Source organism: Chryseobacterium sp. SSA4.19, from assembly GCF_022601875.1.
Taxonomy (GTDB): Bacteria; Bacteroidota; Bacteroidia; order Flavobacteriales; family Weeksellaceae; genus Chryseobacterium.
On record NZ_JAKVIP010000015.1, the window covers coordinates 88,482 to 102,113 of the forward strand.

General features: G+C 38.2%; 14 protein-coding genes. 8 read left to right on the forward strand and 6 right to left on the reverse strand.

All coding sequences use genetic code 11. The features are described 5' to 3' along the window. Nucleotides 1–76: 76 nt before the first annotated feature. The 4 genes from MKJ01_RS12100 to MKJ01_RS12115 form a co-directional block, all read right to left on the reverse strand. A complete protein-coding gene (locus MKJ01_RS12100; protein ID WP_241614189.1) occupies nucleotides 77–754 on the reverse strand; it encodes an RluA family pseudouridine synthase in 678 nt (225 codons plus the stop codon). 3 nt (nucleotides 755–757) lie between these two features. Then, the gene (locus tag MKJ01_RS12105; RefSeq protein ID WP_241614188.1) at nucleotides 758–1,081 is read right to left on the reverse strand and encodes a hypothetical protein; all 324 of its coding nucleotides are present in this window, start codon (nucleotides 1,079–1,081) and stop codon (nucleotides 758–760) included. 3 nt (nucleotides 1,082–1,084) lie between these two features. Beyond that, a complete protein-coding gene (gene panB / locus MKJ01_RS12110) occupies nucleotides 1,085–1,900 on the reverse strand; it encodes a 3-methyl-2-oxobutanoate hydroxymethyltransferase (RefSeq protein ID WP_241614187.1) in 816 nt (271 codons plus the stop codon). Nucleotides 1,901–1,962: 62 nt separating this feature from the next. After that, a complete protein-coding gene (locus MKJ01_RS12115) occupies nucleotides 1,963–2,676 on the reverse strand; it encodes a Crp/Fnr family transcriptional regulator (RefSeq protein WP_241614186.1) in 714 nt (237 codons plus the stop codon). Between the two features lie 89 nt (nucleotides 2,677–2,765). Between MKJ01_RS12115 and MKJ01_RS12120 the strand changes: the two genes are divergently transcribed. The 8 genes from MKJ01_RS12120 to MKJ01_RS12155 all read left to right on the forward strand — a co-directional run bounded on the left by MKJ01_RS12120 (nucleotide 2,766) and on the right by MKJ01_RS12155 (nucleotide 11,626). Beyond that, nucleotides 2,766–5,144, forward strand: coding sequence for a heavy metal translocating P-type ATPase metal-binding domain-containing protein (locus MKJ01_RS12120; RefSeq protein WP_241632619.1), 2,379 nt, complete (start codon nucleotides 2,766–2,768; stop codon nucleotides 5,142–5,144). A 110-nt stretch (nucleotides 5,145–5,254) separates the two neighbouring features. Next, nucleotides 5,255–5,464, forward strand: coding sequence for a cbb3-type cytochrome oxidase assembly protein CcoS (ccoS, locus tag MKJ01_RS12125; protein WP_241614184.1), 210 nt, complete (start codon nucleotides 5,255–5,257; stop codon nucleotides 5,462–5,464). Nucleotides 5,465–5,485: 21 nt separating this feature from the next. Further along, nucleotides 5,486–7,744 (forward strand): cytochrome-c oxidase, cbb3-type subunit I, encoded by a 2,259-nt coding sequence (ccoN, locus tag MKJ01_RS12130; protein WP_241614183.1) that lies wholly within the window; start codon nucleotides 5,486–5,488, stop codon nucleotides 7,742–7,744. Between the two features lie 18 nt (nucleotides 7,745–7,762). Beyond that, nucleotides 7,763–7,963 (forward strand): CcoQ/FixQ family Cbb3-type cytochrome c oxidase assembly chaperone, encoded by a 201-nt coding sequence (locus MKJ01_RS12135; RefSeq protein ID WP_241614182.1) that lies wholly within the window; start codon nucleotides 7,763–7,765, stop codon nucleotides 7,961–7,963. A 9-nt stretch (nucleotides 7,964–7,972) separates the two neighbouring features. Further along, a complete protein-coding gene (locus MKJ01_RS12140; protein ID WP_241614181.1) occupies nucleotides 7,973–8,854 on the forward strand; it encodes a cbb3-type cytochrome c oxidase N-terminal domain-containing protein in 882 nt (293 codons plus the stop codon). A gap of 97 nt (nucleotides 8,855–8,951) precedes the next feature. Further along, nucleotides 8,952–10,406 carry a cytochrome c oxidase accessory protein CcoG gene (ccoG, locus tag MKJ01_RS12145; RefSeq protein ID WP_241614180.1) on the forward strand — a complete coding sequence of 485 codons (1,455 nt, stop codon included), beginning with the start codon at nucleotides 8,952–8,954 and terminating at the stop codon, nucleotides 10,404–10,406. Nucleotides 10,407–10,415: 9 nt separating this feature from the next. Beyond that, the gene (locus MKJ01_RS12150) at nucleotides 10,416–10,868 is read left to right on the forward strand and encodes a FixH family protein (RefSeq protein ID WP_241614179.1); all 453 of its coding nucleotides are present in this window, start codon (nucleotides 10,416–10,418) and stop codon (nucleotides 10,866–10,868) included. Next, nucleotides 10,859–11,626 carry a sulfite exporter TauE/SafE family protein gene (locus tag MKJ01_RS12155; RefSeq protein WP_241614178.1) on the forward strand — a complete coding sequence of 256 codons (768 nt, stop codon included), beginning with the start codon at nucleotides 10,859–10,861 and terminating at the stop codon, nucleotides 11,624–11,626. The genes MKJ01_RS12150 and MKJ01_RS12155 overlap by 10 nt, the downstream gene beginning before the upstream one ends. 79 nt (nucleotides 11,627–11,705) lie before the next feature. Here MKJ01_RS12155 and serS read toward each other — a convergent pair whose 3' ends face one another. Then, nucleotides 11,706–12,974: a serine--tRNA ligase gene (gene serS / locus MKJ01_RS12160; protein WP_241614177.1), complete on the reverse strand. Its 1,269-nt coding sequence runs from the start codon at nucleotides 12,972–12,974 to the stop codon at nucleotides 11,706–11,708. Between the two features lie 65 nt (nucleotides 12,975–13,039). Beyond that, nucleotides 13,040–13,543 (reverse strand): hypothetical protein, encoded by a 504-nt coding sequence (locus tag MKJ01_RS12165; protein ID WP_241632621.1) that lies wholly within the window; start codon nucleotides 13,541–13,543, stop codon nucleotides 13,040–13,042. Nucleotides 13,544–13,632 lie beyond the last annotated feature (89 nt).

Below are 13,632 nucleotides of genomic sequence, written 5' to 3' on the forward strand. Positions count from 1 at the left end.
ATTTCACTGAAAAGAAAAAGCCATCTTTATTATGAGACGGCAATTGCTTTTATTTGACGGATTGATGTTATGAATCTCATTCTTCACAGGCTCTCCAAATGGCATCATTTTGAGGAACCGGTGCCGTAATCACAATGTTTTCTTTTGTTACAGGATGGATAAATTCCAGCTTCCGCGCATGAAGGTTGATTCCGCCATCAGGATTTGAGCGGGGCGCACCATATTTTAAGTCACCTTTAATGGGTACTCCTGTTTTTGACAGCTGGGCTCTGATCTGGTGATGCCTTCCGGTTTCCAGATCGATTTCCAGTAACAGGTAATTATCTAAGCTTTTAATGACATTATACGTAAGAATAGCCTCTTTGGCGCCATCCGTTACTTTTGTAAAAACAATAGCCTTATTGTTTTTTTCATTTTTCTGTAAATAATGGATCAGTCTTTGACTTTGAGGAATCATTTCCTTAGCCACGACTGCCCAATACGTTTTTTTAACCTCACGGTTTTTAACCATTTGTGTAAGGCGGGACAAGGCTTTGGAGGTTTTAGCGTAGATCACCAAGCCGGAAGTAGGCCTGTCGATACGATGGACCAAGCCGAGAAATACATTTCCAGGTTTGGCGTCTCTTTTTTTTATGAAATTCTTGATGGATTCCAGTAAAGATTCATCACCGGTCTTATCGCCCTGTACCAGCTGCCCGACTTTCTTATTGATCACCAGAAGGTGGTTGTCTTCATATACAATCTGTTCCTCCATAAATTACTGACGGTAAGTGGGCCTGTTGGTGAATGAAATAATAATCCCTCCCAGAAGGCCTAATGTTTTTATGCCTGAAATTTTCCATTCCACCGGGAAAAAAGCACCTACAATGCACAAAGCCGCGGCGGCATACATCCCATATACAAAGTTTTTATTGGTGAGTAAGGGTGCCTGAAACAGGAAGCTCACTCCTATCAGAACATAAAATACCCTGCGGGAAAGCAAATCGTTGATTTCAGGAGAAAACAGATTAAACCATCCTGCAGCAAGGCACAGCAATGCAATAATTGATAAAATCCCCTGAATAGCCTGTTGGTTCTTCATATCTTAATAACTTTCTTTTTCATTAGGGAAATCTACATTTTTCACATCTTGTACATACTGTGATACCGCTCCTGTAATTTCCGTATACAGATCAAGATATCTTCTCAAAAATTTCGGACTGAATCCCTGGTTCATTCCAACCATATCATGATATACCAAAACCTGTCCGTCACAATCAGCTCCCGCTCCTATCCCGATTGTCGGAATGGTAATAGCCTCCGTCACTTTTTTAGCAAGATCTGCAGGAATTTTCTCCAGAACAACCGCAAAACAGCCCAATTCTTCCAAAAGCTGTGCATCAGCGATTAATTTTTCAGCTTCAGCCTCTTCTTTAGCTCTTACTTTATAGGTCCCGAACTTGTAGATGGACTGAGGGGTCAATCCCAAGTGTCCCATTACAGGAATTCCTGCATTGATAATTTTTTTGATAGATTTGGAAATCTCTTTTCCGCCTTCAATCTTTACGGCATGGGCACCGCCTTCTTTCATCATTCTTACCGCAGACTCCAATGCTTTTTCAGGATTACTCTGATAAGTTCCGAATGGTAAATCAGCCACCACCAAAGCCCTGTCAGTTCCTCTGACCACACTTTGAGCATGGTAGATCATCTGGTCCAACGTAATAGGCAATGTTGTTTCGAAACCCGCCATTACATTCGCTGCAGAATCTCCGATTAAAACAGCATCAATTCCTCCTGCATCTACCATTTTGGCAGTTGTAAAATCATAAGCCGTAAGCATCGTTATTTTTTCCTTGTCGAATTTCATTTTACGCAAGGTTTCAGTGGTAACTTTTTTAATTTCAGAGTGAACAGACATAATGTATCTATTTTAAAAGTTAAAAAGTCGGCGCTGGGCCGACTTAAATTTTTGTATGATTTTTATAAAACTACGTGACCTAGCTTCATTAATTTGTCGTGGTTGAGAATTTTTATATTTCTTCCGTCTACTTCGATGAGCTGGTCTCCTTTAAATTCAGAGATGAGACGAATGGCACTTTCCGTAGCCGTACCGATGATATTGGCAATTTCTTCTCTTGTTAAGGAAATCTTGATGAACCCTTCGGGATCAACACCTAATTTCTGCTCCAGAAGCAATAAAATTTCCGCCAGCCTTTCCCTTACCGTTTTCTGGGCGAGAAAAGTAATGGTATTGGATGATTCTCCTAACTCATAAGAAATTTTCTGAAGCATAACGAAAGAAAGCTGAGGATCTATTTCCAGCAGATACATAAACACTTCGGCCGGTAAAAATGTAGCCTCAATATCTGTCATAGCTTCCGCTTTTGCCTGGAAGTTCTCTCCGCATAAAAGAGAACGGTAGCCGATAATGTCTCCTTCTTTGATAAACCTTAAAATCTGGTCTTTACCAAATGCTCCTGATTTTGATAATTTAGCCGCTCCTTTTTCCAAAACATACACGCCTTTCGGTGTTTCCCCATCTTCAAAAATGGTATCGTGTTTCTGAAAATTAAGCTTCTTTTTAGCGTTTATATATTTCTCAAAATCAGCGCTGGAAAGTCTTTCCTTAAATGATTTATCATTAAAAACCCTGGCAAACCTATCTTCGATGGCAATCTGTTGTCCCTGCGACATTTTACATGATATTTATCACAAAAATAGAACTTTTAAACTCGATAAACAAAAAAATTTGTTATAATTTTGTGATTCAATAATTTATGAAGGTGAGCGAGAACTGTTTTCATTGTGGCCAAGATATCGAAAAAGAAAGAATTGCATTCGATGAAAGAATATTCTGCTGCAACGGTTGTAAATCGGTCTATGAAATTCTGAATACCAATAATTTAGCTAATTTTTACCAACTTAATAAAAGAGCAGGCATCCGTCCCGGCGATGAGAACTCTTCCCAGTATGATTACCTGGATACACCTGAGATTTTTGACAAGGTAACAGATTTTTCTGAGGGAAACACCAGCCTGGTAACGTTCAGGATCCCTGTGATTCACTGTTCATCCTGCATATGGCTTTTGGAAAGCCTTCATACCCTTAATAAAAATATTAAATATTCCCAAGTCAATTTTACCAGGAAAACCCTGCAGGTTTCTTTCAACCATAATGACTTAAAATTAAGCGAATTAGCTAATTTTTTAACCAACTTAGGATACAAACCTGTTATCAGCCTTGAAACAGCTGACAAAAATGTAGAACATCTGGACAAATCTTTGCTTATAAAGTTTGCCATTGCCGCTTTTGCTTTTGGCAACGGTATGTTCTTGGCATTCCCTGAATATATCGGCGGTGAAGATTACTGGATGGATCATTACAAAGGGCTTTTCCGGGCTTTGATGTGTATCCTCGCAATTCCTGTGGTGGTGTATTCCGCTTCTGATTATTATAAATCTGCATGGTATGGTTTAAAAAATAAAATCGTCAATATTGATGTGCCTATCGTGCTGGGGATTATCGTACTTTTCGGGAGAAGCTTATACGAAGTAGCGACCGATTACGGCCCTGGATATTTTGATACCTTATGTGGTCTTTTATTTTTCATGCTGTTAGGGAAAATCTTCCAGAAAAGAACCTACAATGCATTATCGTACGACCGTGATTACAAATCTTTTTATCCAATTGCTGTAACCAAGGTTGATTTTGAGGGAAAACAGGAAAATATTTTATTATCGGAAATTAAAATCGGAGACCGGATTTTAGTCAGGAACCAGGAAATTATCCCTGTGGATGCTATCTTAATTAACGGCGAAGGAAACATCGACAACAGTTTTATTACAGGGGAAAGCGCAACCATCGGGAAGCAACCGGGTGATAAAATTTTCGCAGGAGGAAAACAGATCGGTTCTTCCCTGGAACTGGAGGTAATTAAAAATGTAGACCAGAGTTACTTAACACAACTTTGGAATAAGGAAGCATTCAAGAAGCATGAAACAGGACTTGACACTCTCACCAATAACGTCAGTAAATATTTCACCTTCATTATTTTAGGAATTGCACTTATTTCCGGTATTTACTGGTATTTTATTGATCTGGACAAAATGTTCCAGGTGATTTCCGCGATTCTTATTATTGCCTGTCCGTGTGCTCTTGCCTTATCTGCACCATTTACTTTTGGACACATCATGAGGATTTTAGGCAGGAATAAATTTTATGTAAAAGATACCCTTACGATTGAAAAAATTGCCAGATTAGACACAATTGTTTTTGATAAAACAGGTACCATTACCCATAGAAAGAAATCAAATATCAAATATGAAGGTTCTGAGATCCCGGAATTTGATCTTTTGAATATCAAGACTTTAGTAAAAAATTCTAACCATCCGCTATCCAAATCATTATACGATTTCATTGATGTTAATGACGATTATTTCCCTGTTGAACAATTCCGGGAGATTTCGGGAAAAGGATATGAAGCCAGCGTAAGAGGAAACCTATATAAAGTCGGATCAGCCCTTTATAACAACCAGGATCCTAAAAATCTTGAAACAGCAGTATACATCAGCAAAAATGATGAATTTTTAGGGAAGTTCATTTTTAAAAATGAATATCGTGAAAACCTTAAAAATTTATTCCTCAAACTTACAGGCTATAAAGTCTTTATACTGAGCGGAGACAATTCATCTGAAGAAAGCCAGCTGAAAGAGCTGATCCCGAACTACAAAGCCATGGCTTTCAATCAAAACCCGGAAGATAAGCTGAATTACATCCAGAATCTTCAGAATCAAGATATGAAAGTAGCCATGATCGGGGATGGCCTTAATGACGCTGGAGCTTTGAAACAAAGCAACGTGGGTATTGCTATCGCAGATGACACCAACAGCTTCACACCTTCCTCAGATGTCATTATGAATGGTGAAAAAGTGGTAATGCTTGACCGGTACCTTAACGTATGTAAGGGCTCAATCACTATTGTGAAAATGACATTTATAATCAGTTTTCTTTATAATATCGTCGGTTTAAGCTATGCGGTTACGGGACATATGCATCCTCTCTTTGCGGCACTGATTATGCCGGCGAGTTCAATCACTGTAGTTTCATTTACTACTTTTTCAACCTGGGTACTGGGAAGAAAATATTTCAAAAAACAGGCTTAAACAGGGCTTATTTAGACTGATTTTAAATTAGCCAAAAACCAGATTTCGTGATGAAAGTCATTATTTTTCATTAAATTTGAGACCCGAAAATAGGTTAATTTTGTTGGCTGATGGATATTCTTTATTTAATGATCCTTTGCAGCGTTTCTTTAGCTGCAGTCTTTCTGGTTGTGTTTATCATATATGCACGGAAAGGACAGTTTGAAGATGATGAATCTCCGGCTGTAAGAATCCTCTTTGACTCCGATGAAATCAAGGAAAAAGAAGCAACTGATAACGACAAAAGCAAAGATGAAATAGGAGAAAATAATAAAAATTGAAGAAAAAAGTGAATAGTTGATATGGAAACACAGAAGTTTAGTTATGACAACAGTATTGTCCGGGCATTCCTGTATGCGACCGTAGTTTTCGGGATCATAGGGTTTTTGTTCGGCCTTACAGCTGCATTAATGCTTTTCTATCCTGAACTTCCGGAATTTTTATTCGGAACGGATGACACCACCATTAGCAGTATGGGTGGGAGTATTCAGGGATTAATAAACACACATGGTGCATTTGGATTCGGAAGAATCAGGATGTTACACACTACTACTGTAATTTTTGCATTTGTAATGAACGTTGTATATGTAGGGGTGTATTACTCTTTACAGCGATTGTTAAAAACAAGGATGTACAGTGATACTTTGTCATGGATCCATTTCTGGACCTGGCAGATCATGATCATCGTGACGTATATAACCTTCTTTATGGGGATTAATACCTCAAAAGAATATGCAGAACACGAATGGCCGATTGATATTTTAATCACATTCTCATGGGTCATTTTCGGAGCCAATATGTTCCTGACCATTGCCAAGAGAAGAGTACGACATTTATATGTAGCCATCTGGTTCTATATCGGAACCTGGATTGCGGTAGCCATGCTGCATATCTTCAATAACCTTGAAGTTCCTTTATCTTTCACAGGCTGGAAATCTTATTCAGCATACGCAGGGGTAAAAGACGCGATTGTACAATGGTGGTACGGTCACAATGCAGTAGCATTTGTACTGACGACTCCGGTTTTAGGTTTGATGTATTATTTCTTACCAAAAGCCGCAGACCGACCGGTATTCTCTTATAAACTGTCTATCATTCACTTCTGGTCGTTAATTTTCGTATATATCTGGGCTGGTCCTCACCACCTTCAGTATACTGCTCTTCCTGCGTGGGCTCAGGCAGTGGGAACCGGGTTCTCGATCATGCTTATCGCACCGTCATGGGGAGGTATGTTAAATGGACTTCTTACGTTAAGAGGAGCCTGGGACAAAGTAAGGGAAAACCCAATCCTGAAGTTCTTCGTGGTAGCCGTTACCTGTTATGGGATGGCCACATTTGAAGGTCCGCTTTTAGCAACTAAAAACATTAACAAAATTGGTCACTTTACAGACTGGGTAATTGGTCACGTACATTTAGGTGCGTTAGGCTGGAACGGTTTCATGGCATTCGGTGTTATTTATTACCTGATCCCGATCTTATGGAGAACCAAATTATATTCGGTAAAACTGGCTAACTGGCATTTCTGGCTGGGAACTTTAGGAATTATCTTCTATGCGGTTCCTATGTATATCTCAGGATTTACACAAGGATTAATGTGGAAGCAGTTTAATCCGGACGGAACACTGGTTTGGAAAAATTGGCTGGATACCGTAACTGCAATTATTCCATATTTTAAAATGAGATTCTTCGGAGGGTTCCTTTATCTTTCAGGAGCTATTTTAATGGTGGTTAACCTGATTGCTACGGTAAGAAAAGGTTCATTCCAGAAAGAAGTACCGGCAGAAGCACCTGCATTGGCAAATATCAGCGGAAAACGTAAGGAAGGCGAGGGAACTCACCTTTGGTTAGAAAGAACTCCGGTATTATTGGGTATTTTATCTTTGTTTGCTATTTCAATAGGCAGTATGATAGAAATTATCCCTACACTGTCTCTTAAGAAGAGTGTTCCAACCATTTCAGCAGTAAAGCCTTATTCTCCACTTGAACTGGAAGGTAGAGATCTTTATATCAGAGAAGGATGTAACGCGTGTCACTCGCAAATGGTTAGACCGTTCAGAGATGAGATCGTACGTTTCAATGGTAAAAACGGACAGTATTCTAAAGCAGGAGAATTTGTTTATGACAGACCATTCCTTTGGGGTTCAAAAAGAACAGGTCCGGATTTGCATAGAGAAGGAGGTAAAAACCCAAGCTCATGGCATTACAAGCATATGTATAACCCAAGATCAACATCTGCCGGTTCTATTATGCCACGTTATCCATGGCTGATTGCTACCAACCTGGACCGCTCTAAAATGGTGGATAAAATGAAACTGATGAAGAGTGCGTTTGATATTCCTTATACCAAAGCTGAAATTGATTCTGCTAACTCATGGGCAGATAATCAGGCAACGAAAATCGTAAGGGATATATTCTCTGAAGCAACTGACTTAAAAGAGGCTTATGCAAAGAGACCTAAAGGAGAATTGGAGAAAAAAGAAATCGTAGCACTTATTTCTTATCTTCAAAGACTAGGAACGGATATTAAAACTACCGAAATAAAAACAGCAAGTAATAACTAATATTAAAAGGATCACATCATGATACCGCAGAATTTTAAAGACATATTATCCAATACCGATAATGCTGGATTTTACCAGACCTTGGCGCTGATATTCTTTCTGCTGTTCTTCGTAGGTTTGGTTATATATGTTTTCAGCAAGCCTAAAAAATATTACAAAGAAGAAGAAGAAGCTCCTCTGCAGGATGATGAAGATGATAATTTTAATCAAAAAAATTAACTTTTTATTATGAAACAAAGAACCCCGGTTATTGTAAACATTTTAATAATAATTGGACTTTTAATAGTTTTTTATTATCTGTTTGTACAAAGTTATGAGTTCCTTAGTTCACCTTATTTCTGGGGAACTGTAGTAATCGCTGGTATTCTGGCGTATATTCACAGTGCTATCGGAGATCTTATTGAAAATAATAAATTCAAAAGGCTATCTCCTGAGGAAAAGGCGGCTTATCTGGCTGAAAAAAGAACACCATATCTGGTAAGATTATACAGGGCTGCATTTAAAAAACAGTCTGCAGATGAAGAAAAAGATATTCTTATTGATCATGGTTTCGACGGAATTATGGAATTGGATAACCAGTTACCAAAATGGTGGTTAGGTTTATTCTACTTTGGGACCGTTTTTTGTATCGTTTATATTGCAGCATATTCTTTTACAGATTTTGCGCACCCTATTAACGAGTACGAGCAGGAATACAAGGAGCAGATTGCAGCAATTGATATTTATAATAAGACCCAACCGCCTGTAACAATTGAAACGGCAAAATATTCTGCCGATAATATTGCAGAGGGTAAAGAATTATTTAAAACCAACTGTGCATCTTGCCACAAAGAAGACGGTAGCGGAGGAATCGGTCCAAATCTTACAGATGCGTATTGGATCAACCAGCCTGAGAAAACTCTATTTAAAACGGTTTTCCATATGGACTGGAATGGTTCTCCTACCAATCCTGCCATGAGACCATTTGGTAAGAACGGGGAAGTTTCAGGAGCTGAAATAGAAAAAATTGCAGCTTATGTATATCATATTAATCAGGAGTTGCCTCCGGTAACACAGGATAAAGGTGGAGCCGCACCTCAGGGAACAGAGGCACATTGGGAAAAAGAATAATTTTAAATCAAAATTAATCATATGAAGAAAAACATAATTTGTTATTAGATAAAAAATAGTAACGAATTATGTTTTTTCTTTTTTAAATATTTACAAAATGTCAGACATAGAAGAAATAGAAGTACGCGGCGGACAGGGACAGGTTTTGGACCCTGAGACTTACAGAGATTCTATAGGAACTATGGATCAGTCCGGTAAAAGAAAATGGGTATATCCCAGAAAACCCAAGGGCAGATACACCAACTATAGATATCTTGTAAGCTGGATATTATTAATCATATATTTTACAGTACCATTTATCAAAATTAATGGTAATCCACTTATCTTATTTAATGTAATTGACAGGGAGTTTTTCATCTTTGGGCAGCCTTTCTATCCACAGGATTTTTTCATCCTTACGTTAGGAGCCATTGCCTCTTTGATTTTCATTATTGTATTTACGATCGCTTTCGGTAGAATTTTCTGTGGGTGGATTTGCCCTCAGACAATTTTCCTTGAAATGATTTTCCGTAAAATAGAATATGCCATTGAAGGAGACAGAAACCGGCAGATGAAATTAGACCGACAGGAATGGAACAGTGAAAAGATCTGGAAAAGAGGTTTAAAGTGGACAATTTATGTAATCATTTCACTGATCATTACCCACTTTATGCTGATGTATATTGTCGGATATAAAGAGATATTCAGGATTATATCCGAAGGACCATTTGCACATCCAACCAATTTTATTGTGATGATTCTGTTTACTTCCGCCTTCTATTTTGTATTTGCTTGGTTCAGAGAACAGGTTTGTACTTTGGTATGTCCTTACGGAAGATTACAGGGTGTTTTAATTGATAAAGATACCATCAATGTCTTTTATGATTTTAAAAGAGGAGAAAACCGCGCGAAATGGAGAAAAGGAGAAGACAGAAAAGCAGCTGGTAAGGGAGATTGTATAGACTGCCATCAGTGTGTGGTTGTTTGTCCTACAGGAATTGACATCAGAGATGGGCAGCAGTTGGAATGTGTTAACTGTACCGCATGTATTGATGCCTGTGATGAAGTTATGGACAAAGTAGGTCTTCCGAAAGGTCTGATCCGGTATGCATCGGAAAATGAGATTGAAAAGCAAACTGAATTTAAGTTTACGGGAAGAATGAAAGGCTTTGCCGTGATTCTCGCATTATTAGTCGGATTCTTAGGCTATCTTCTTTATAACCGTGGTGAAATGGAAGCTAAATTCATTAAACCGGCAGGAAGTACCTTCTTTGTAAGGGATGGAAACATTACCAATACTTACAACTATACCTTCCTGAATAAAACCAATGAGAAAAAGATGGTGACGATAAAGGTAATAGAGCCTAAACATGGAGAGGTAATTTACAGCGGATCAAGCAAAATTCCTGTAGAGAGAGATAAAATAACAAAAGGGACCATTAACATCAGTTTCCCGGAAAGTGAAATGAATCTTTCCAAGCAGAATATCACCATCGGGGTATATGACATGAAGGGAAAACTGGTCGACTCTTATCAGACTTACTTTGAAGGTCCATTTAAATTACAATTTTAATTTTTATAAATGAAAAACTTTAATTGGGGACACGGTATGGTAATCGCATTACTGGCGTTCATCATTTTCATATTGTCCATGCTCTTTCTTTTTCCGAACGGACAAAAGAATTCAGAGATGGTAACCGATAATTATTACGAAGAGGAGTTAAAATACCAGGATGTAATTGATGCTAAAGGAAGAGCTGATCAGTTGCAGGAAAAACCGGTATACAGTCAGGATAAAAGCGGGATTAAAATAACATTCCCAAAAGAATATGACAATTCCAATACAACGGTAAAATTTGTTTTAAACAGAACTGAAGACCAGAATCTGGATATCCATAAATCCGTACAGCTTGATGCCAATAAATCATTCCTGATTCCGTCACAGCTATTAAAAGAAGGAAACTATACATTAAGATTAAGCTGGACAAAGGATAAAAAAGACTACCGACTGGATTATGATGTGATATGGAAGTAGCACTTATTATATCTGCTGTTGCCCTGGGTTTCGCTTCCGGATTCCATTGCATTGGAATGTGCGGACCTATTGCCTTATCCATGGGACTTACTAAAAAGCAGGCTACCAATTTCTATCTTCAGAATCTGACCTACCAGTTTGGAAGAATTTTCACCTATTCGCTTTTGGGCGCCTTCTTGGGAATTATAGGTGAAGGATTTGAAATGGCCGGCTTCCAGAAATATCTGACTATTTCTGTTGGAATTTTACTGATTGTTATGGCTGTATTTTCTTTTGGAGGTAAAGATTTTGCTTCAAAGATTCCTTTCTTTTCTAAATTTTTATTTAAAGTAAAATCAAATTTAGGAAGGCTGCTTCAAAAAGCAGATTACCGCTCAAGGTTTACTACCGGACTTTTAAATGGATTTCTACCCTGCGGAATGGTGTATATGGCTTTGACGGCAAGCCTGGCAAGCGGAGGAATATGGCAGGGAGCCTTTTATATGGCTTTATTCGGTTTGGGAACACTCCCGTTTATGTTTGTAGTAGTTTTAGCCGGAAACCTAATGAATCAGGCTTTCAGGATAAAAGTCTTAAAAGCTATTCCTGTAGTGATGATTACTCTCGGAGGGTTATTTATTGTAAGAGGGCTTGAACTGGGCATTCCCTATATTTCCCCGAGAGCAGAAGCGATGAAAATTTCAAATGACAATCCGGGTGACTGCCATTTGCCGGGAGATCATAATACACACTCTCATAGCAAGGTTAATTGTCACTAGTAAATTATAAAATAAATAATACAAACAAAAACCACCGGAAGTTCCGGTGGTTTCTATTTAAACTTAAACTATTCAAATCTTAATTAATTATATCAAATCGTGCATACTCAGCGATTTTCTTTGGAAGCTTAATTCCTTCTTCCGTCTGGTTGTTTTCCAGCAGCGCCGCCATAATCCTTGGCAATGCCATTGCAGAACCGTTCAGAGTATGAACCAGCTGTGATTTTCCGTCTGCTTTATAGCGGCATTTTAGCCTGTTGGCCTGAAACGTTTCGAAGTTGGAAACAGAACTCACTTCTAACCACATCTCCTGGGCCGCGCTCCAAACTTCAAAATCATAGGTCATGGCAGAAGCAAAACCGGTATCACCGCCACACAGTCTCAATACTCTGTAAGGAAGCTCAAGATCCGTTAAAATTTCTTTGATATGTTCTACCATCTCTTCCAGAACAGCATAAGAATTTTCCGGTTTTTCTATTCTTACAATTTCCACTTTTTCAAACTGGTGAAGACGGTTAAGACCTCTTACATGAGCTCCATAGCTTCCCGCTTCCCTTCTGTAACATTGAGAAAATGCCGTATTTTTAATTGGCAAATCTTTTTCATCCAACAAAACATCACGGTAAAGATTGGTCACCGGAACCTCAGCCGTGGGAATTAAGTATAAATCATCTGCCTGGATATAATACATTTGGCCTTCCTTATCAGGGAGTTGTCCTGTTCCATAACCGGAAGCTTCATTTACCACGTGAGGGGGATTGACTTCCATATACCCTTTCTCAACATTTTTATCTAAGAAATACTGGACCAAAGCTCTCTGAAGCCTGGCTCCTTTTCCAAGATACACCGGAAATCCTGCACCGGCAATTTTTACTCCTAATTCAAAATCGATCAGGTTATATTTTTTAGCCAGTTCCCAGTGAGGAATCGCCCCTTCACCAAGACCTTCTACATCGTGGGATTGGTAGATGATTTCATTATCTTCTGCTGACGCACCGCTTTTTACCAATTCATTAGGAATGTTTGGAAGCTGGTAAAGGATATTAAGCAAATCTTTTTCTTTTACATCCAGCTGAGATTTCAATTGTGATGTCGACTCTTTAAATTGTGCAGTTTTAGATTTTGCAGATTCAGCTTCTTCTCTTTTTCCTTCTTTCATTAAAAGTCCGATCTCTTTGGAGATTTTATTGATTTCGGAAAGTTGAGAATCCAATTCAAACTGAATTTTTTTTCTTTCTTCATCAGTAGCAATAGCCTCGTCTACCAACTCAAGATTCTTGAATTTTCTTTTTTGAAGACCTTCTAAAACGCGCTCTTTGTTGTCGCGCAAAAAATTGACTTGTAACATTTTATTTAGATGTTAGTGATTAAAATATCAGCATTGAAATGCCAACAGTTTTGCAAATGTATAAATTATTTTACGATCGTCACTACGTTGGGGGCGTCATCCTGCTTGGTAAATCTCAGCGTATCATTGTAATAGACTTTTGAGACCTCAAAAACGGCCGGCGTCATGCGGTATTGAATTTCCAGTTTATCATTGATGGTATCCAAAATGGTATTATTTAACCTTTTGACAAGCGAAAGTGTAATGACTGAACGATAGGTTTTATTATCAGGGTTAAGCGTATCGAGCCCTACTCTTCGTGCGCCTGCAATATATTCTATAAAGAGTGTAGAATCCCCTGTGGCTTTCAGTGAGCTGCTGACCGGTGAAAGATCTTTTATCCCATTCACATCATTCATGGAATAGGTAAAATACGAGACATCTTTTTTATTATGGAAAAGATCACGTCCCGTTCCGTTTTTCATATAAATATTTAAAATCTGATCAACCCTACGTACATCCTCATCATCTGTTTTACAGCTCAGAAATGCACAAAAAATGACCAGAAATCCAAAAATAATATTTCTCATTTCCAACAAAGATAAAACTTATTTTAATTGTATTGCCGATTTACATAACCTTTAGAATGATTACTTCCATATTTTGCATTTAATATAGA

Coding starts and splice junctions, on each gene's coding strand:
- MKJ01_RS12100 (WP_241614189.1), bottom strand. CDS start 754: ATGGAGGAACAGATTGTATATGAAGACAACCACCTTCTGGTGATCAAT.
- MKJ01_RS12105 (WP_241614188.1), bottom strand. CDS start 1,081: ATGAAGAACCAACAGGCTATTCAGGGGATTTTATCAATTATTGCATTG.
- panB (WP_241614187.1), bottom strand. CDS start 1,900: ATGTCTGTTCACTCTGAAATTAAAAAAGTTACCACTGAAACCTTGCGT.
- MKJ01_RS12115 (WP_241614186.1), bottom strand. CDS start 2,676: ATGTCGCAGGGACAACAGATTGCCATCGAAGATAGGTTTGCCAGGGTT.
- ccoS (WP_241614184.1), top strand. CDS start 5,255: ATGGATATTCTTTATTTAATGATCCTTTGCAGCGTTTCTTTAGCTGCA.
- ccoN (WP_241614183.1), top strand. CDS start 5,486: ATGGAAACACAGAAGTTTAGTTATGACAACAGTATTGTCCGGGCATTC.
- MKJ01_RS12135 (WP_241614182.1), top strand. CDS start 7,763: ATGATACCGCAGAATTTTAAAGACATATTATCCAATACCGATAATGCT.
- MKJ01_RS12140 (WP_241614181.1), top strand. CDS start 7,973: ATGAAACAAAGAACCCCGGTTATTGTAAACATTTTAATAATAATTGGA.
- ccoG (WP_241614180.1), top strand. CDS start 8,952: ATGTCAGACATAGAAGAAATAGAAGTACGCGGCGGACAGGGACAGGTT.
- MKJ01_RS12150 (WP_241614179.1), top strand. CDS start 10,416: ATGAAAAACTTTAATTGGGGACACGGTATGGTAATCGCATTACTGGCG.
- MKJ01_RS12155 (WP_241614178.1), top strand. CDS start 10,859: ATGGAAGTAGCACTTATTATATCTGCTGTTGCCCTGGGTTTCGCTTCC.
- serS (WP_241614177.1), bottom strand. CDS start 12,974: ATGTTACAAGTCAATTTTTTGCGCGACAACAAAGAGCGCGTTTTAGAA.
- MKJ01_RS12165 (WP_241632621.1), bottom strand. CDS start 13,543: ATGAGAAATATTATTTTTGGATTTCTGGTCATTTTTTGTGCATTTCTG.